The following is a 19,093-nucleotide window of genomic DNA, read 5'->3' on the forward strand; positions in this document are numbered from 1 at the left end:
GAAGTGGCAATGGCGTTCGCCAGCATTTAAATGGAGAGCCGGATGCGCTGAAAGGTGCACGTCCGGTTCGGGGAGGAGAGGCAGGGAAATAGTCCGACTACGCCCTGCCTCTTACTCTACTGGATGAGTCGTAACGAAATGCAGAAGCATATAACGACACGTAATGACACAAGTCCGGTGCGAGCGCGGAAAAACTAATGACTTTACAGTGTGTTAAATGATACTCTACGTTCTTCTAAGCCGTAGGTCGTAGGTTCGAATCCTACAGGGCGTGCCATTTCATTTCATTGAGTTACGCCTCCTTCACATCCTGTGGGTTCCGTTGTGGGACATATTTGGGACATCGACCCTAAAATTTCTCGGTCATGAAGGACATTTATGTGGTATCTACTCGCAACTTCGCTTGCCGCGCTTTCCCTTAATAAAAGCCTGGCTTATCTGATGCTTGGATTAACGGCATTTCTCGGCTGGAAACAGAGTATTCTCGACGCCCCGGCGCTGCTGGTGATTGCAACAATCGTTGTTGGCTGGTCTGTCGTTGAATGGCTGCGTCATAAAAATAATAACGCTATTTATCTGGTTGAAGGCCTGTGCGTGGCCATCGCCGTTGCCCTGGTTCTGCATGCGATCCCCGGCTTCCATAACCCGAAAGTGCTGGATGGGGTCGTCGTTGGGCCGCAAAGCAAACCGTTCAGTATGTACTTTAATATGGACAAGGCACTGGTGCCGTTCTTTTTAATTACGTGCATGCCAACGTTATTCGTAGCAACCCCCCTCTATAAAGCTGGCAGGGTCGGCTGGGGAATATTGGCTCTTGCCATACCCGCGCTGTTACTGCTGGCGGTTGCGTTAGGCGGGTTGAGAATTGAGTTGCATGCGCCAGAATGGTTCGCTCAATTTGCCCTTGCGAATATTTTCTTCGTCTCTTTGGCCGAGGAGGCCTTGTTCAGAGGCTATCTGCAGCAGCGCTTGTCCCGAATTGTTCATCCTGTTGTGGCGCTGCTGATTGCCGCAGTTATTTTTGGCCTAATGCATTATAGCGGCGGTTTACTCCTGATTATTTTTGCCAGCCTCTCCGGTATTATTTACGGCATCGCGTGGATGTGGAGCGGCAGGCTCTGGGTTGCAACGTTATTCCACTTTGGGCTGAACTGCGTGCATTTATTGTTCTTTACCTATCCGATGTATGCTCCTCACGCGGCTATGTGATTCATTTTAAAATAGTAGCCTTATCCATTTGGCTACTTACGGATAAGCAAAAAAAGCCCCGAAAGCTCGGGGCTTTTTTATATATACCGGGCGCACGAATAACAGATTTATCTTCGCGTCAAAATGAATAGAAGGCTAATGAGTTTCATTGCGGGTAGTCTTAAGGTTTTCTTAATCTAAATATCATCCCGAATTAAAATGTGGGTTTTTATCATTCTAAAATCTGCAATTAAGAAATTTTACACTTTTACGCGCAAACTTGATTGATACTAATTATCATTAGCGTTGTTGTATGCTTTAATCCTGTCCCACAATGCTGTGCGTCATTATTCCCGTTGCTCTGTTAAGGATATGTTCATGAATTCTCGCCTGCTGTCCTGCTTCTCGCTTGCCTTGTTGTCTTCATCCCTTTTCCTTTCCACACAATCAGTTGCCGCCGATAACAGCGAAGGTATCGTTGTCTATAACGCGCAGCATGAAAACCTGGTGAAGTCGTGGGTGGACGGTTTTACCAAAGAAACCGGCATCAAGGTGACTTTGCGTAATGGTGATGACAGCGAGCTGGGTAACCAGCTGGTTCAGGAAGGCAGCGCCTCGCCGGCCGACGTATTCCTGACGGAAAACTCGCCGTCAATGGTGCTGGTGGATAACGCCAACCTGTTTGCCCCGCTGGATGCAGCCACCCTGGAGCAGGTACCTGCAGAGTATCGTCCCGCTCACGGCCGCTGGATCGGGATTGCCGCCCGCAGTACCGTATTCGTCTACAACCCGGCAAAACTGAGCGAACAGCAGCTGCCTAAGTCGCTGATGGATCTGGCGAAGCCCGAGTGGAAAGGCCGCTGGGCGGCATCGCCGTCAGGCGCGGATTTCCAGGCCATCGTGAGCGCGATGCTGGCGCTGAAAGGCGAAAAGGCCACCCTGGAATGGCTCAAGGCGATGAAAGCCAACTTCGTTGCCTATAAAGGCAACAGCACCGTGATGAAAGCGGTCAATGCCGGTCAGATTGATGGCGGCGTGATCTATCACTACTACCGCTTTGTCGACCAGTCCAAAACCGGCGAAAACAGCAAAAACACCCAGCTCTACTACTTCAAACACCAGGATCCGGGCGCGTTTGTGAGCCTCTCTGGCGGCGGCGTGCTGGCCTCCAGCAAGCACAAAGCGCAGGCGCAGGCCTTCGTTAAATACATTACCGGTAAAGAAGGTCAGGAAAGCCTGCGCACTAACAATGCCTTTGAATATGCAGTGGGTGTGAACGCGGCCTCAAACCCGAAGCTGGTTCCGCTGAAGGATCTGGATGCCCCGAAAGTTGAACCTTCAACGCTCAACAGTAAAAAAGTTATCGAGCTGATGACGCAGGCCGGTCTGCTGTGATCCTGAGAGTGAAGTGAAGGTCTTATGTCTGGTCTAAGTCTCGACATCGGAAAAAACAGCGTGCAGGAGCCTGCCCGCAGGCGTCCTGCACTGCCGATGGTTGCGTTAGCTGTATTGTTTTCATTAATGGCGCTTCTGCCTCTGGGTTTTATCATTGCCATTGGCATTGAGACCGGCTGGGAAACCATCAAGACGCTGGTGTTCCGCCCGCGCGTGGCCGAGCTGCTCAGCAACACGCTGTGGCTAACGGCCTTAGCGGTTCCGCTCTGTATCATGACGGGCGTGGCAATCGCCTGGCTCACCGAGCGCACGCAGCTTGCCGGGCGGGGGATCTGGTCCGCGCTGGCGGTTGCGCCGCTGGCGATCCCCGCGTTTGTGCAAAGCTACGCCTGGGTGAGCGTGGTGCCGTCCATGCATGGCCTTTCCGCGGGCGTGTTCCTCTCCGTTCTGGCCTACTATCCGTTTATTTATATGCCGGTTGCGGCGGTGCTGCGTCGCCTTGACCCGACGCTGGAAGATGTCGCCGCCTCGCTCGGCACGCCTCCGTGGCGAGTCTTTTTCCGCGTGGTGCTGCCCCAGCTCAAGCTGGCTATCTGCGGCGGCGCGCTGCTGGTGGCGCTGCACCTGCTGGCGGAGTACGGCCTGTACGTGATGATCCGCTTTGATACCTTCACCACGGCCATTTATGACCAGTTCCAGTCTACCTTCAGCGGCCCGGCGGCGAACATGCTGGCGGGCGTGCTGGCCTTGTGCTGCCTGGCGATTTTAGTGCTGGAAGGGGTGACGCGCGGCAAAGCACGCTACGCGCGCATTGGCGCCGGGGCCGCGCGCGAGCAGAGGCGCTGGCCGCTGAAGCCTGCGGCTGCCGCGCTGGGCCAGCTGTTTTTCATTGTGCTGATCGTTCTGGCGCTGGGCGTGCCGTTGATTGTCCTGTGCCGCTGGATTTGGCTCGGCGGCGTGCAAAACTGGATGAATGCCGATCTCTGGCACTCGCTGCGCCAGACGCTGATGCTCGGCGTGGGCGGCGCACTCCTGACGACGGCGTGCGTGATCCCCATCGCGTGGCTCGGGATCCGCTATCCCCGCCGTATCTTCCGGATGCTGGAAGGGTGCATCTATATCACCAGTTCGCTGCCGGGGATTGTCACCGCGCTGGCGCTGGTCACGGTCACCATTCATTACGCCCGTCCGATTTACCAGACGGAAATTACCCTGTTCCTGGCCTACCTGCTGATGTTTATGCCCCGTGCGCTCATCAACCTGCGGGCGGGCATTGCGCAGGCGCCGGTTGAGCTGGAAAACGTGGCGCGCAGTCTGGGCAGCACGCCCGCAAAGGCGCTCTGGAGCGTCACGATGCGGCTGGCCGCGCCGGGTGCGGCTGCGGGGGCGGCGCTGGTTTTCCTCGGCGTCAGCAACGAGTTGACCGCCACGCTGCTGCTCTCGCCGCTGGGCACGCGCACCCTCTCCACCGGATTCTGGGCGCTGACCAGTGAAATTGACTATGTGGCCGCCGCGCCTTACGCGATGCTGATGATCCTGATTTCACTCCCGCTGACCGCCATTCTCTATATGCAGTCGAAAAAAATTGCAGGGCTATGACATGCTTGAATTAACCGCCATTTCTAAATCGTTTTCTGACGTGCAGGTGCTCGACAGCTTAAACCTGAGCGTTGCGCCGGGAAGCAGGACGGCGATTGTCGGGCCGTCCGGGTCGGGGAAAACCACGCTGCTGCGCATTCTTGCCGGGTTCGAAACGCCTGACGCGGGGCGCATTGTCATGCAGGGGAACACGCTGTTTGATGAAAACAATTTTGTTCCCGCCCACCTGCGCCGGATTGGCTTTGTGCCTCAGGAGGGCGCGCTGTTCCCGCATCTCAACGTGGCAGACAACATTGCCTGGGGGCTGGAAGGCTCCCGCCATGAGAAGCGCCAGCGCGTAGAGGCGCTAATGGAGATGGTCTCTCTGGACCGGCAGCTCGCAACGCACTGGCCCCATGAGATTTCCGGCGGACAGCAGCAGCGCGTGGCGCTTGCCCGTGCGCTGGCCCAGCGTCCTTCGCTGATGCTGCTTGATGAACCGTTCTCGGCGCTGGATACCGGCCTGCGCGCCATGACGCGTAAGGCAACGGCAGACCTGCTTGCCGACGCGGGCGTAGCCTCGATTCTGGTCACCCACGATCAGAACGAAGCGCTGTCGTTTGCCACGCAGGTGGCCGTCATGCGCGCCGGGCGCTTTACGCAGGTCGGTACGCCCTATGACGTATACACCCGTCCCGTTGACGAAGAGACGGCGCTGTTTCTTGGCGATGCCGTGATCCTGCCTGCCCGGCTGGGCGCCGGGTATGCCGTATGCGCGCTGGGTAACGTGCCAACGGATAACGCGCATGCGGCTGGAGAGGGCAAGGTGATGATGCGCCCTGAGCAACTACGCGTGACGGCATGTGCATCGCACGAAAGCCCGATTTCGATTCTTGATGTGGATTTTACCGGCCAGCTGTCGACGCTCACCCTGGGGCTACCCGGGCAGCAGCAGCCCGTGATCGTCAAGACCGTCAGCCAGCCAGGATGGAACCCGGGCACGGCGGTACGCATTGACGTTACGGGCACCGCGCGCGTTTTATGATTCTTACCACATCGTTATCCGGGGCACGGATGCCCCAATCCCTTGCTACCTCCAGCATGAAGTGTTAAAACGTGCCCCTTCTAAAAAAGAGACAGGGGTAGGACGTGAAAGACGCGTCATCCGCTTCAGGCCAGGCTAGTGCCGAAGCCACGTCGGATCAGAATCCGACGCTGCAACGTGGTTTGCAAAATCGACATATTCAGTTAATTGCCCTCGGCGGCGCCATCGGTACCGGGCTGTTCCTCGGCATCGGCCCCGCGATTCAGATGGCGGGCCCGGCGGTTCTGCTGGGCTACGCTATCGCCGGGATTATTGCCTTCCTGATCATGCGCCAGCTTGGCGAGATGGTCGTTGAAGAGCCGGTTTCAGGCTCCTTTGCGCACTTTGCCTATAAATACTGGGGCCCGTTTGCCGGCTTCCTCTCCGGCTGGAACTATTGGGTCATGTTCGTGCTGGTGGGGATGGCGGAGCTGACCGCCGCAGGCATCTATATGCAGTACTGGCTGCCGGATGTCCCGACGTGGATCTGGGCGGCGGCTTTCTTCATCATTATTAACGCGGTTAACCTCGTCAACGTGCGCCTGTACGGCGAAACCGAGTTCTGGTTTGCGCTGATCAAGGTGCTGGCGATTATTGGGATGATCGGTTTCGGCCTGTGGCTGCTGTTCTCCGGCCACGGCGGCGAGCGCGCTACGATCGACAACCTGTGGCAGCACGGCGGCTTCCTCGCTACCGGCTGGAAAGGACTTATCCTCTCCCTGGCCGTGATCATGTTCTCTTTCGGTGGATTAGAGCTGATTGGCATTACCGCCGCTGAGGCGCGCGACCCGCATAAAAGCATTCCAAAAGCGGTTAACCAGGTCGTGTACCGTATCCTGCTGTTCTACATCGGCTCGCTGGTGGTGCTGCTGGCGCTCTATCCGTGGGTAGAAGTGAAGTCCGACAGCAGCCCGTTCGTGATGATTTTCCACGATCTGAACAGCAACGTGGTCGCCTCTGCGCTCAACTTCGTCATTCTGGTGGCGTCGCTGTCGGTCTATAACAGTGGGGTTTACTCCAACAGCCGCATGCTGTTTGGCCTCTCCGTGCAGGGCAACGCGCCGAAGTTCCTCACCCGCGTCAGCCGCCGCGGCGTGCCGATCAATTCGCTGCTCCTTTCCGGGGCGATTACGTCTTTAGTCGTGCTGATCAACTACCTGTTGCCAAAAGCGGCGTTTGGCCTGCTGATGGCGCTGGTTGTCGCCACGCTGCTGCTGAACTGGATTATGATCTGCCTCGCACACCTGCGCTTTCGCGCCGCGATGCGCCGCAAGGGACGCGAGACACAGTTCAAAGCGCTGCTTTATCCTGCGGGGAACTACCTCTGTATCGCCTTCCTGGGGCTGATTCTGGTGCTGATGTGCACCATGGACGAGATGCGTCTTTCGGCGATGCTGCTGCCGGTGTGGGTGGTGTTCCTGTTTATTGCGTTTAAGCTCTCTCGCAAAAAGTAGCGTGTCTTTCTCCCTCTCCCGGTGGGCTGAGGGCACCAGACCGCGCCCGGTGGCGCTGCGCTTACCGGGCCTACAAAATCAGGGTAGGCCGGGTCAGGCGAAGCCGCCACCCGGCAACTCACCTCACCGAGGCTGAGGCGTCAACGAGCGAATATCGTTTCCGGTCGGTGACTGGTGAATACGCAGTCCAAATTCATCCACCACCGCGAAAATATGGTCGAAGATGTCGGCCTGAATCTCCTCATATTCCGCCCACACCACCGTGTTGGTGAAGGCATATATTTCAATCGGCAGACCGTTCGCGTCAGGCGCGAGCTGGCGCACCATCAGCGTCATATCTTTTCGAATGCGCGGGTGGTTGCGCAGATATTCGTTCAGGTAGGCGCGGAAGGTGCCAATATTGGTCATCTTGCGCAGGTTTAATACTGACTCCCCCTCGCCGTTCTGCTGGTTCCACAGGTTTATTTCCTCGTGTCGTGCGGCGAGATAGGGCTTCAGCAGTTTTGCCTGAATAAGTTTCTGCTGCTCCTGCTCGTCGAGAAAATGAATGCTGGTAGTATCAATGTTCAGGCTGCGCTTAATGCGACGCCCGCCGGAGGCCGACATCCCGCTCCAGTTGATAAAGGCGTCGGAAACCAGCGCCCACGTCGGAATGGTGGTAATCGTATTATCGAAATTGCGCACCTTAACGGTGGTCAGTCCAATGTCCGTCACCGTGCCGTTGGCACCGTATTTCGGCATCTCCAGCCAGTCGCCAAGCTTGAGCATGTCGTTGGCGGAAAGCTGAATGCCTGCGACAAGCCCCAGTATCGGGTCTTTGAATACCAGCATTAACACCGCCGCCATGGCGCCCAGACCGCTGATCAGAATCGCCGGGGACTGGCCGATCAGCAGGGAGATAATCAATATCCCCACCAGGATCGCGCTCACCAGCTTGATGCCCTGGAAAATCCCTTTCAGCGGCAGCTGAGACGCGGTGGCCATTTTCTGCGACAGATTAAAAATCACGTCCAGCAGCGAGAAGAAGGAGAGCAGGGCGTACACCATCACCCACAGCTTCGCGCAGGTGGTGAGTATTTCCGCCGCTTCGCTGCCTTTTTGCAGCCACAGTACCGCCTGGACGTTGACGATTATCCCCTGAAGGGTAAACGCCAGACGGTGAAATAATTTATTCTGGGTAATGATCTGCAGCCATAAATGGCTGCTGGCCTGCGCGCGCTTTTCGAAAGCGCGAAGCACCACTTTGTGGAGAATAAAATGAACGATGATGGCGGTAAGAAAAATAATACCAAAGATAATCACTAAAGAGGTGGTGTGATTAATTTCAATGCCTAACTCTTCAACCTGAGCAATTAATTCCTGCATAACGTCTCCTGTATTGTTGCAGCCCCATAATGGCGGCTGCGGATCTATTATGCAAATTCACTGGCCTATTTGGCGGTCTGACAGACTTTCGCGACAGTCAGGCACAGGCGATGGCGCATACGCAGCGTCGCCAGGGCCAGCACGACCATCATGACCGTTTCCACCGTCAGGAAGACGTTCACCGCCTGGGTGTAATCCCCGTGATGGTTTTGTAGCGCGTGCAGCAAAATGGCGCCAAAAATGGCCGGTCCAAGCCCCAGCGCGGCCTGCTGCAGCGTGCTGAGAATGGCGCTCGCGGCCCCCGCGTCGTCAGGCTTGATATCGCGCATCCCGATGCGGTAAAAGCTGTTGACGATCAGCGCCTGCCCATAGCCAACCAGCCCGGTGGCAGGTGCCAGCGTCAGGGCCGTATTTTGCACGCCCCAGTAGCGAAACGTGGCGATCAGCGCCAGCAGGCCGGCAATCTGGATCGCCAGCCCCGTCAGCAAAATGGTGCTGGTGCTGTAGCGAGCAATCAGCCGCGGCGCAAACCATGCTGAGATAAAATAGGTCACCCCGAGGGCGATAAAACTGTTCCCGGACTGCCAGGGCGCCATCCCCAGACCGGTTTGCATGGTCAGCGCCATACAGAACATAAACCCGGACCAGACGCTGAAAAAGAGCATAGCAATCAGCGTGCCAAAGCGGACGCTGCGAAGCGCAAGCAGGCGCGGCGGGATCAGCGGGTGGGCATTCTCGCGCTCTTTTTTACTCGCATTGAGCGCCATCAGCCAGGCCAGCGGGACGAGTGCGAGCAGCATCGCCTTCAGCGGCCAGGACCAGTGCCACTGCGGACCGAGCGCCATCGGGAACAGCAGGCAGCAAAGCATTATCGCCAGCAGCACGGTACCCGTCCAGTCGATGCGTGACGGCGTCTCGCGACGGGTTTCCGGCACGTAGCGGCGGCTCAGCGCCAGCACCGCCAGGCAGATCGGCACGTTAATAAAGAAGGCGTTACGCCAGCCCAGTCCGGCGATATCCGCCGACACCAGCCAGCCGCCGCCCATCTGGCCCACGATAAACGCGATCCCACCGATGCCGCCAAACAGGCTGATGGCCTTCGCGTGCGCCGTACCTTTCAGCGTCACGTGGAGCGTGGCAAGAATTTGCGGCACGATCAGGGCGGCTCCCGCGCCCTGTACGATGCGCGCGGCCAGCAGCTGCGCGATGTTCCCCGCCAAACCGCACAGCAGCGAGGCCAGGCCAAAGCTCGCCACGCCCCACATAAACAGGCGACGACGGCCAAGGTTATCTCCCAGCTTGCTGCCGAGCGCGAGGCAGACGGCGAAGGCTACGCCGTAGAGGGCGACAATCAGCTCCAGCTCGGTGGCGGTGGCGTGCAGCGAGTGGGTGATGGCGTCCAGCGCCACGTTGGTGATTGAGGTATCAATCATCGGCAGCATCTGGCCGGTAAGCAGCAGTATCAGGCCAGCGCGGCCCGGTGAAACAACTGACGTATTCATGGTAACTCCATTGCGTCATTCATCAGATGGTCGTAGCATCAACCATCTGATAAACGGGTACCAGTTCTTACTTATACTGGTACTGGCACTACCATGCAGGGGGAGTTATGGCCTTGATGTCTGAACCTGTTACCTCACGTCAGGATGACACGCGAAAGCAGCTGGGCGCATTTTTACGCGCCCGGCGTGAAAGCCTCGACCCGCAGCGACTCGGGCTGCCGCGCAGCGGTCGCCGCCGCACGCCGGGTCTGCGCCGGGAAGAGGTGGCGATGCTCGCTGACGTGGGTGTGACCTGGTACACCTGGCTTGAGCAGGGCAGGGACGTCAATCCGTCCAGCGCGGTGATGGCCGCGGTGGCAAAGGCGCTGCAATGTACCCCAACCGAGGCCCGGCACCTGTTCGTGCTGGCCGGGCTGCCGCCGGGTGAAGCGCCGCAGGCGGTCTGCTGCGAGGGGATCAGCGAAGGCACGCGCCGCCTGCTGGATACGCTGATGCCGAAACCCGCCAGCATCCAGAAACCGAATTTCGACATCGTGGCGTGGAACGACAGCTTCGGGCACCTGATGGGTGTGGATTTCAATGCAATCCCGCCGGAAGATCGCAACTGTATTTACCTGTTCCTCACCCATCCGGCGTGGCGCGCGCGCCTCGGCAGGCGCGACGACGTGCTGCCCATCTTTGTCTCCTATTTCCGCGCGGCGATGGCCGAACACCGGGGTGACCCGCTGTGGGAGGCCAAACTGGCGCGCTTCTTTGCGGTGTCCGAAGAGTTTAAAACCCTCTGGCACCAGCGCAACGACGTGCGCGGCGTGGAGAACCAGCTCAAGCTGTTTACCCATCCCGAGCTGGGGGATTTTACGCTGCAGCAGATGTACTGGTACTCCGCGCCGCGAAACGGCTCGCGGCTGCTGGTGTACCTCCCGGTGGATGACGCGGGGGAGCGGGCAATGGCATGGCTGGCGGCGCAGGGGAAATAGGTTTTCTGCGAGGGGCTTTCAGGTAATCAGCACGGATCCGGTAATGCCTGTTAAAAGCAGGTAAGGTTAGTCAGAAAACGTAAAAAAACACCCTCTGCTGAACTCCGACTGGCATTGAAACGACAACAGGAGATGTTGGATGAGCAAAAAGATTATTGACTGGGATGAACTCAGAGCGGAACTGTTAAGCAATTCAGAAGTGCAGGCTTCTTTTGATGCAGAAGAGCGCAAGGAACGCCTGCGAGCGATGCTGGCGCAATGGCGCGACCACGCTGGCCTGACCCGTGCCCAGGTGGCAGAGCGGATGGGGGTCAGTGCACCCACTGTATCAAGAATGGAAGCGAATATTACCCGGGCGAGCCTCGATACGTTAACGCGCTATGCACTGGTGTGTGGGATTAAGCATCCGCAGATTACGCTCTATTGATGGCTGGCACGCCAGGATCCAGCGTGCCAGTACTCTTTAGCACTCGGTCACAATCGTGCTCAGCGGCAGGCGAGACTTCGGCAGCGTGGCGTTGAAATCTTCTACGCTGTGATGCCCAACCGGTACCACCACCAGGCTGGTGAAGCCTTTCTCTTTCAGGCCAAACTCTTCGTCGAGAATGGCGGCGTCGAAACCTTCAATCGGTACCGCGTCCAGACCCATCGCGGCCACGCCCAGCAGGAAGTTACCGACGTTCAGGTAAACCTGCTTCGCCATCCACTGGTCGTCATCTTTCAGATCCACGCGGTGCATGTCGGCGAAATAGGTGCGGCCCTTGTGGTTCGCCGCTTTGGCTTCCGGCGTGTTGAAACGGCCATCGGCCTCTTCCTGAACGACAACGCGCTCCAGCCAGGCATCGTCCATTGCGGTTTTCGCACAGAACACCACCACGTGAGACGCATCCAGCATTTTGCGTTCGTTGAACACATAGGTGCCCGCGGCGGATTTCGCCACGCGCGCTTTCCCTTCCTCGGTGCTGGCAACAATGAAGTGCCACGGCTGGGAGTTGGTGCTGGACGGGCTGTACTGCAGCAGGGTTTTGATTTTTTCCGCTTCTTCTGCGGTCAGTTTTTTGCTTGCGTCGAACGCCTTGGTTGAGTGGCGTTTCAGGGCGACAGAAATGATATCCATAACAACTCCTGGTGATGAAATTCGCCCGCTCGCGGGCGCGAAAGGAGAGCAGATTACAGCGGGACGCGAAAAAAGATAAGTGCAATTCGAGCGTTTAATCTGTTCGTCCCAGACGAACAATCAGGCCGGGCGTATCCACTTCTGGTCTTTTTTCGGCAGCTTATCGACGACCAGATTCCAGGAATCATTAATGAGGTCGGCAACCAGTTCCGGCGTCATGTCGTCGGTGCCGTAAAGCGAAATCCAGTGCTTTTTATTCAGATGGTAACCCGGCTCAACGCCCCGGTAGATCTGCTGATTTAACAGGGACTTTTCCGGATCGGATTTGAGGCTAACGTGCGCCCGTCCGTGTGCGGTTGCCATCAGCATGAAAATTTTCCCGCCGACTTTGAAGACGTCGTACTCCGGGCCGAACGGCCAGCAGTGTTCGGTAAAAGGCATCTCCAGCGCGACGCGCTTCGCGTATTCCTGCAGGGATTTACTGTCCATCGCTCTCCTCCTGAGCCAGCCCGCGCCACATGGCCTCAAAACCCAGCGATTTAAAATCAACGGCACGGGAAGGATCGCGGGTGGCAAACTCCATGGTGGTTTCCGCCAGCGATAAGAACAGCGCATCGCCAAAGGTCTTAAATTCATCCGACATAAACACCGGGCGCACTGAACGACGACACAGTTCATGCAGCTCCGGGAACATCTCTTTCACCGCCTGTTCCGTTTCGGCGCTCAGCTTTTCACTGACGCCAATCTGGCGGATCGCCGCATGCGCAACCGGGTTACGAATGCCCCAGTCCACATAGCTGTTCCAGATATTGCGGGTATGTTCTTTAGGCAGCGTGATGGTGCGATCGAGGTTCGCCAGCATGGTCTGGCAGAGATCCTGCTTCAGGTGCAGATAGAGGGCATTCAGCAGATCGTCTTTCGTAGCAAAGTAGCGGAACAGAGTGCCTTCGGCGACGCCCGCCTTGCGGGCAATAAGCGCCGTTGAGGCGGCAATGCCTGACTGTGCAAACGCCGCCGTTGCGGCTTCCAGTAAGGCCTGTTTTTTATCTTCACTCTTCGGACGTGCCACTAAATTTTTCCTCCTGTCAATTATAAAAACCCTGATTGAAACACGTGCTTTGACACGCTGCAACGCGGAATGTCAAAGATCGAAAACGTCTTGACGACTTTATCATCATATCTATAATGAGTGCTTACTCACTCATAATCAAGTTTACCCTGCGCACACTGTCGGATGGGGCGCGTTTTCGGGTCAGGATATGAAAAAACCTCTCTTCATCTGCGTGGTGTTAATCATGATTATTGCTTCAGCCGCGAGTTTGCCGTTTGTTCTGAATGCCGGATTCGGCCAGCCGCCTCAGGGTGAACGGCTCACTGAAGTGGAGGCCTCCCCACAGTATCGCGAGGGGAAATTCCACAATACGCTGCCGACGCCTGGCTTTACCGGGCAACAAAATATGCTGGTGGCGTGGTGGCAATTTCTGACCCGTAAAACCGAAAACGCCCGCCCGGCTCAGCCGCTGCCGCTGGTGAAAACCGATCTGGCGAGCCTGCCGCGGGAGCAGGACATCCTGGTGTGGCTCGGCCACTCCTCGTGGTACCTGCAGCTCGCGGGCAAACGCATTCTGATCGATCCGGTCCTCGGTAACTATGCCGCGCCGTTCTCGTTTCTCAATAAAGCCTTTGCCGGCGAGTATCCGTGGCGCGCTGACAGCATGCCGGAGATCGACCTGCTGATTATCTCGCACGATCACTACGATCACCTGGATTACGCCACCATCAAGGCGCTGCTGCCGAAGGTGAAGCGCGTGGTGACGCCGCTTGGGGTAGGGTCACACCTGCGCTACTGGGGGATGAAGCCTGAAATTATTGACGAGCGCGACTGGAACCAGTCGGTATGCATCAGCGATGAATTGACCGTGCACGTGCTGCCGGCGCGCCACTTCTCCGGGCGCGGCATCAAGCGTGACCAGACCCTGTGGGGCAGCTTTATGTTCGTCACGCCAGCGCAGAAGGTTTACTACAGCGGGGATTCCGGCTATGGCCCGCACTTTAAGGCCATCGGCGAGCAGTTTGAGGGCGTGGACGTCGCCATCATGGAAAACGGCCAGTACGACCAGGACTGGAAGTACATCCACATGCTGCCGGAGGAAACGGCTCAGGCCTCGGCGGATCTGAACGCGAAAGCCGTGGTGCCCGGTCATAACGGACGCTTCGTGCTGGCGAAACACGCGTGGAACGATCCGCTGATCCAGCTGGCAAAAGCCAGCCAGGATAAAAATTATCGGTTGCTCACGCCGGAACTGGGCGAGCCCGTCCGGGTGAGTGATACCACGCAAACCTTTCGTGCGTGGTGGGAATAATGTTTAAGCGAGAAGCAGAGGGGGACAGCTGTATGACCATTTCCGCTCAAGTCATCGACACTATCGTCGAATGGATCGACGACAACCTGCACCAGCCATTGCGCATAGAAGAGATTGCCCGCCACGCGGGTTACTCGAAGTGGCACCTGCAGCGGTTGTTTATGCAGTACAAAGGGGAGAGTCTGGGGCGCTATATCCGTGAGCGGAAGCTGCTGCTGGCGGCACGCGATCTGCGTGAGTCCGACGCGCGGGTGTACGACATCTGCCTGCGTTACGGGTTTGACTCGCAGCAGACGTTTACCCGCATCTTTACCCGGACGTTCAACCAGCCGCCTGGCGCGTACCGCAAAGAGAACCATAGCCAGACACATTAACATGTCGCATCCAGGCCGGGTAAGGCGTAGCCGCCAGCCGGCTTTTTTGTGCGCTCACGACGCCAGTGAAAACCAGCGGCGCCAGACGAAACGCAGTACGAAGAATTCGATGGCGCCCAGCAGTAAAAACCACACGCAGAACAGGATGGTGTAGAGCTGGTTCAGATCGACCATGTGAAAGGTCTGAACCAGCTTCTGCGCCAGCACCAGGCCCAGCGATGGCGCGGGTAACAGCAGGCAGGAGAGCAGGGCCAGCAATAAAATGCCGCCTGCCGTAAGCAGCGATTCTAACGGGTGTTTCATCGTAATGTTAATCGTCAGTTAAAAATGTCATTGTCCGGCATCCTGTAACGTAAAGCAATATCAGCCACTCTGGCGTTGTTGAATAAAATAACGCTATTATTTTGCGAATAAAAAACAAAACGCGGTCAGATATTCATATTACTATCGCGTTATGTAAATAAACGTCTTTATCAGGAAAATAATTTTACAAATGTATAGGTGCTATAACCAATTAACGTAGCAATAACAATGGCCGCGATGACATATAACACCAGTCGGCGTCCGCGATAAATACCCCACATGGTTCCCCCTCGTTTAGTATTGGTTTAGAAATATTTTGTAAAAATCAGGTCGTCGAATTAGTTTTAATCAGTTTTGAATAACCGTGAAGTCATTATATTGCGGTAGATCAAATTTACCCGCAAGACTTTAAAATGAATTTATTTAAGCCAGAAAGGAATTCAGGCTTCTGTTCACCGGATATTGAAGGAAAAATACGATGACCGAAAAAAAACGCTCCCCAAACATGCCGCCTTCCGGCGGGTTGGCATACCAGCAGACCGTAGAGCAGGTGCTCGCTCACGCGCAGAGCCAGGCCAGCGGTCTCGATCGTGCAGAGGCGCTGGCGCGTCTGCAAAAAACAGGGCCAAACGCGCTGCCGGAGAAAAAAGGCAAACCTGCCTGGCTGCGTTTTTTAGCCCATTTTAATGATGTGTTGATTTATGTCCTGCTGGCCGCCGCCGTATTAACGGCAATAATGGGCCACTGGGTGGATACGCTGGTTATTTTAGGCGTAGCGGTAATCAATGCCTTAATTGGCCATATTCAGGAAAGCAACGCGGAAAAATCGCTGAAGAGTATTCGGAATATGCTCGCCAGCGAGGCGCGCGTTATTCGCAATGGCAACCATGAAACCATACCGACGACTGATATAGTCCCGGGCGATATTATTGTATTACGCGCCGGGGATCGTATTCCGGCGGATATGCGCTTAATCGAGGCGCATAATCTACGCGTGGAAGAGGCGATTCTGACCGGCGAATCCACCGTGGTGGATAAACACGTTAACCCGCTGAGCGGCGAATTACCGCTGGGCGATCGCACCAACATGGTCTTCTCCGGGACGACCGTGAGCGCGGGCGGCGGCGTCGGCGCGGTCACCGCGACCGGTCAGGAGACGGAACTCGGCCACATCAACCAGATGATGGCGGGCATTGAAAAACACCGCACGCCGCTGCTGGTGCAGATGGACAAGCTGGGTAAAGCGATCTTCGCGATTATTCTGGCGATGATGGCCGCGCTCTTTGTCTTCAGCCTGGCGTTCCGCGAGATCCCGATGGGCGAGCTGCTGCTCTCCCTGATTAGCCTGGCGGTGGCCTCCGTGCCGGAAGGTCTGCCTGCGATTATCTCCATCATCCTCTCCCTGGGCGTGCAGGCGATGGCGCGCAAGCGGGCGATTATCCGCAAGCTGCCGACGGTGGAAACGCTCGGCGCGATGACCGTGGTCTGCTCGGATAAAACCGGCACCCTGACGATGAACGAGATGACGGTTAAAGCCATCATCACCGCCGACGCCTGCTACCGCGTGGACGGCAACAGCTACGAGCCGGTAGGCAATATCTACCTGGAAGGCAGCGACGAGGCGGTCCACATCCAGCCGGGCACCGTGCTGGAGCAGTACCTGCGCACCATCGACCTGTGTAACGACAGCCAGCTGATTCAGGACGAGCGCGGCCTGTGGGGCATTACCGGCGGCCCGACCGAGGGCGCGCTGAAGGTGCTGGCGGCGAAGGCCAGCCTTGAGCCGGTCGTGAGCACGCTGGTCAATAAGATCCCGTTCGACTCGCAGTACAAGTACATGAGCACCCACTACCAGATTGGCGGTGAGGAGCAAATCCTGATCACCGGCGCGCCGGACGTCATTTTCGCCCTCTGCGCGCAGCAGCAGACCCGCCACGGTGCGGAGGCCTTCAACCGCGCGTACTGGGAAAGCGAGATGGAGCGCTATGCGCGTCAGGGGCTGCGCATGGTTGCCGCGGCGTTCAAGCCGGCTAACGGCGAGCAGGCGCTGACGCACGACGACCTGAGCCACGGCCTGATCTTCCTCGGCATCGCCGGGATGATGGATCCGCCGCGCCCGGAAGCGATTGACGCCATTAACGCCTGCCAGCAGGCCGGGATCCGCGTGAAGATGATCACCGGGGATCACCCGCAGACGGCGATGAGCATCGGCCAGATGCTGGGGATCAGCAACAGCGAGCAGGCGGTCACCGGCTACGAGCTGGAGAAGATGGACGACGCTACGCTGGCGGACGCGGCGGTGAAGTACGACATCTTTGCCCGTACCAGCCCGGAGCATAAGCTGCGCCTGGTGAAAGCGCTGCAGGACAAAGGTGAAATCGTCGGCATGACCGGTGACGGCGTGAACGATGCTCCGGCGCTGCGTCAGGCGGACGTCGGCATCGCCATGGGCATCAAGGGCACGGAAGTGACCAAAGAGGCGGCGGACATGGTCCTGACGGACGACAACTTCGCCACCATCGCCAGCGCGGTGAAGGAGGGGCGTCGCGTTTACGACAACCTGAAGAAGACGATTCTGTTCATCATGCCGACCAACCTGGCGCAGGGGCTGCTGATTGTGATTGCGCTGCTCGCCGGGAACATCATTCCGCTGACGCCGGTGCTGATTCTGTGGATGAACATGGCGACCTCCGCCACGCTCTCCTTCGGCCTGGCCTTTGAGGCCGCCGAGCGCAACATTATGCGTCGTCCGCCGCGTCAGACCGGGCAGCACGTGATGGATGCCTATGCCGTATGGCGCGTGGCCTTCGTCGGCACCATGATTGCCATCGCCGCCTTCGCGCTGGAAGCCTGGCTTGCCCCGCGCGGCCACAGCGCGGAGTTCATCCGCACCGTGCTGCTGCAGATGCTGGTCTGCGCCCAGTGGGTGTACATGATTAACTGCCGCAACACCGAAGGATTCTCCCTCAACCGCGGCCTGCTGGCGAACAAAGGGATCTGGCTGGTGACGGGCGTGCTGTTCCTGCTCCAGGCGGCGATTATCTACCTGCCGTTTATGCAGATGCTGTTCGGCACCGAAGCGCTGCCGCTGCGCTACTGGTTTGTGACCCTGGCGGTTGCAGGAGCGATGTTCTTCGTCGTCGAAATCGAGAAGCGACTGACCCGCAGGTTCCGTAAGGCTGCATAACGAAAACCTTGAAACCTTACCCCTCACCCTAACCCTCTCCCCAAACGGGAGAGGGGACTGCCCGGTGCGGATTTTTCCCTCTCCCCTTTGGGGAGAGGGCCGGGGTGAGGGGTGAAATCACGCTGAGGTACTCCCATGAAACTCCCGCTCCTGTTCGTTCTCCTCGTCTGCACGCTGCCACCCGCATTTGCCGCCGCCATTCCCGTACGCGTTGCCACCGTAGAGCAGACCGCCCACGCCGCCGAACGGCAGATCCCGGGCCGCATCGAAGCTATCCACACCGTTGAGCTGCGCGCGCGTACGGAGGGCGTCATTACCAAAATTCACTTCCGCGACGGGCAGTACGTGAAAAAAGGCGACGTGCTGTTCGAGCTGGACGACGCCGAGCCGCGCGCCGCCCTGCGCCTGGCGCAGGCCGAAGTGAAAAGCGCCGAAGCCACGCTGCGCCAGGCGCAGCAGCAGCTTTCCCGTTTTGAAAGCCTGGGCAGCAGCAACGCCATCAGTCGTCACGACGTGGACAATGCCCGCATGCAGCGGGACGTGGCAAGCGCCGCGCTGGAGCAGGCAAAAGCCCGGCTCGACACCCGCAGCGTGACCCTGACCTACACCCGCATCACCTCGCCGATTGACGGTCGCGTGGGGCACAGCCAGTTCCACGTCGGAAGCCTGGTGAATCCCGCCAGCGGCGTGCTGGTGGAGGTGGTGCAGCTTGACCCGATCCGCATCGCCTTTGCGCTGGAAGAGGGGGCGTTCGCCACCAAAGCCGGAGAGCATGCGGATATCCGCGCCATGAAGCAGGCCTGGCAGGCGCTGATCGACAGCAACGGCCAGCGCGTCAGCGGCGAGCTGACGTCGGTGGATAACCGCATCGACCCGCGCACCGCCAGCGTGATGCTGCGCGCCGAGTTTGCCAATCCGCGCCACCAGCTGCTGCCCGGCGGCAATGTGAACGTGTTTTTGCGCCCGGCAAGCGAGCAGCCGGTACTGATCCTGCCCGCCGCTGCCGTACAGCAGAACGGTGACGGATTCTTTGCCTGGATGGTCAATGCCGAGGGCAAAGCCGAAATGCGCCCGCTGAAGGTGGCCGGACAGATCGGGCAGCAGTTTCAGATTGCCTCCGGCGTAAAGCCCGGTGAGCGAGCGATTACTGACGGCGCGCAGCGCGTGCAGCCCGGCGCTGCCGTCCAGATACTGAATTAAGGAGCC

17 protein-coding genes are annotated in these 19,093 nt (G+C 57.9%); 11 read left to right on the top strand and 6 right to left on the bottom strand.

The window, feature by feature from the left end; translation table 11 throughout:
• Nucleotides 1–378 precede the first annotated feature (378 nt).
• From ACMWKK_RS05095 to pheP, 5 genes are all read left to right on the top strand, one after another.
• Entirely contained in the window at nt 379–1,209 is an 831-nt protein-coding gene (locus ACMWKK_RS05095; RefSeq protein ID WP_112781712.1) for a CPBP family intramembrane glutamic endopeptidase, read from the top strand.
• Nucleotides 1,210–1,566: 357 nt separating this feature from the next.
• On the top strand, nt 1,567–2,583 hold the full coding sequence (locus ACMWKK_RS05100) for an iron ABC transporter substrate-binding protein (RefSeq protein WP_045325548.1): 1,017 nt from the start codon (nt 1,567–1,569) through the stop codon (nt 2,581–2,583).
• 24 nt (nt 2,584–2,607) lie between these two features.
• Nucleotides 2,608–4,182, top strand: a complete 1,575-nt coding sequence (locus ACMWKK_RS05105; RefSeq protein ID WP_181663683.1) for an ABC transporter permease — start codon at nt 2,608–2,610, stop codon at nt 4,180–4,182.
• A gap of 1 nt (nt 4,183) precedes the next feature.
• The gene (locus ACMWKK_RS05110) at nt 4,184–5,206 is read left to right on the top strand and encodes an ABC transporter ATP-binding protein (protein ID WP_112781714.1); all 1,023 of its coding nucleotides are present in this window, start codon (nt 4,184–4,186) and stop codon (nt 5,204–5,206) included.
• A gap of 104 nt (nt 5,207–5,310) precedes the next feature.
• Entirely contained in the window at nt 5,311–6,699 is a 1,389-nt protein-coding gene (pheP, locus tag ACMWKK_RS05115) for a phenylalanine transporter (protein WP_112781715.1), read from the top strand.
• Between the two features lie 123 nt (nt 6,700–6,822).
• Here pheP and ACMWKK_RS05120 read toward each other — a convergent pair whose 3' ends face one another.
• On the bottom strand, nt 6,823–8,064 hold the full coding sequence (locus ACMWKK_RS05120) for a mechanosensitive ion channel family protein (protein ID WP_045325556.1): 1,242 nt from the start codon (nt 8,062–8,064) through the stop codon (nt 6,823–6,825).
• A gap of 65 nt (nt 8,065–8,129) precedes the next feature.
• Nucleotides 8,130–9,566 (bottom strand): MFS transporter, encoded by a 1,437-nt coding sequence (locus tag ACMWKK_RS05125; RefSeq protein ID WP_406542758.1) that lies wholly within the window; start codon nt 9,564–9,566, stop codon nt 8,130–8,132.
• A 107-nt stretch (nt 9,567–9,673) separates the two neighbouring features.
• Here ACMWKK_RS05125 and ACMWKK_RS05130 point away from each other — a divergent pair, with 107 nt between their 5' ends.
• Nucleotides 9,674–10,543, top strand: a complete 870-nt coding sequence (locus ACMWKK_RS05130; RefSeq protein WP_112781717.1) for a helix-turn-helix transcriptional regulator — start codon at nt 9,674–9,676, stop codon at nt 10,541–10,543.
• 139 nt (nt 10,544–10,682) lie between these two features.
• Nucleotides 10,683–10,970 (top strand): helix-turn-helix domain-containing protein, encoded by a 288-nt coding sequence (locus ACMWKK_RS05135; RefSeq protein ID WP_112781718.1) that lies wholly within the window; start codon nt 10,683–10,685, stop codon nt 10,968–10,970.
• 36 nt (nt 10,971–11,006) lie between these two features.
• On the opposite strand, the gene nfsB is transcribed toward ACMWKK_RS05135, so the two are convergent.
• The 3 genes from nfsB to ACMWKK_RS05150 all read right to left on the bottom strand — a co-directional run bounded on the left by nfsB (nt 11,007) and on the right by ACMWKK_RS05150 (nt 12,729).
• A complete protein-coding gene (gene nfsB / locus ACMWKK_RS05140; RefSeq protein ID WP_161656315.1) occupies nt 11,007–11,660 on the bottom strand; it encodes an oxygen-insensitive NAD(P)H nitroreductase in 654 nt (217 codons plus the stop codon).
• Nucleotides 11,661–11,780: 120 nt separating this feature from the next.
• Entirely contained in the window at nt 11,781–12,149 is a 369-nt protein-coding gene (locus ACMWKK_RS05145) for an MmcQ/YjbR family DNA-binding protein (protein WP_112781720.1), read from the bottom strand.
• Nucleotides 12,139–12,729: a TetR/AcrR family transcriptional regulator gene (locus ACMWKK_RS05150; RefSeq protein WP_112781721.1), complete on the bottom strand. Its 591-nt coding sequence runs from the start codon at nt 12,727–12,729 to the stop codon at nt 12,139–12,141. Before ACMWKK_RS05150 ends, ACMWKK_RS05145 begins: the two co-directional genes overlap by 11 nt.
• Nucleotides 12,730–12,919: 190 nt before the next feature.
• Between ACMWKK_RS05150 and ACMWKK_RS05155 the strand changes: the two genes are divergently transcribed.
• Both ACMWKK_RS05155 and ACMWKK_RS05160 read left to right on the top strand, forming a co-directional pair.
• Nucleotides 12,920–14,023 (top strand): MBL fold metallo-hydrolase, encoded by a 1,104-nt coding sequence (locus tag ACMWKK_RS05155; RefSeq protein WP_112781722.1) that lies wholly within the window; start codon nt 12,920–12,922, stop codon nt 14,021–14,023.
• Nucleotides 14,024–14,055: 32 nt separating this feature from the next.
• A complete protein-coding gene (locus tag ACMWKK_RS05160; RefSeq protein ID WP_010428317.1) occupies nt 14,056–14,397 on the top strand; it encodes a RamA family antibiotic efflux transcriptional regulator in 342 nt (113 codons plus the stop codon).
• A gap of 54 nt (nt 14,398–14,451) precedes the next feature.
• Here ACMWKK_RS05160 and ACMWKK_RS05165 read toward each other — a convergent pair whose 3' ends face one another.
• Nucleotides 14,452–14,700: a DUF1158 domain-containing protein gene (locus tag ACMWKK_RS05165; RefSeq protein WP_013097677.1), complete on the bottom strand. Its 249-nt coding sequence runs from the start codon at nt 14,698–14,700 to the stop codon at nt 14,452–14,454.
• A gap of 478 nt (nt 14,701–15,178) precedes the next feature.
• Here ACMWKK_RS05165 and ACMWKK_RS05170 point away from each other — a divergent pair, with 478 nt between their 5' ends.
• The gene (locus tag ACMWKK_RS05170) at nt 15,179–17,887 is read left to right on the top strand and encodes a cation-transporting P-type ATPase (protein WP_112781723.1); all 2,709 of its coding nucleotides are present in this window, start codon (nt 15,179–15,181) and stop codon (nt 17,885–17,887) included.
• Between the two features lie 135 nt (nt 17,888–18,022).
• Nucleotides 18,023–19,087 (top strand): efflux RND transporter periplasmic adaptor subunit, encoded by a 1,065-nt coding sequence (locus ACMWKK_RS05175; protein ID WP_112781724.1) that lies wholly within the window; start codon nt 18,023–18,025, stop codon nt 19,085–19,087.
• Nucleotides 19,088–19,093: the final 6 nt, after the last annotated feature.

This window comes from Enterobacter sp. 01-M-03-SI-ECC (assembly GCF_047530215.1).
GTDB classification, from domain to species: Bacteria; Pseudomonadota; Gammaproteobacteria; order Enterobacterales; family Enterobacteriaceae; genus Enterobacter; species Enterobacter chengduensis.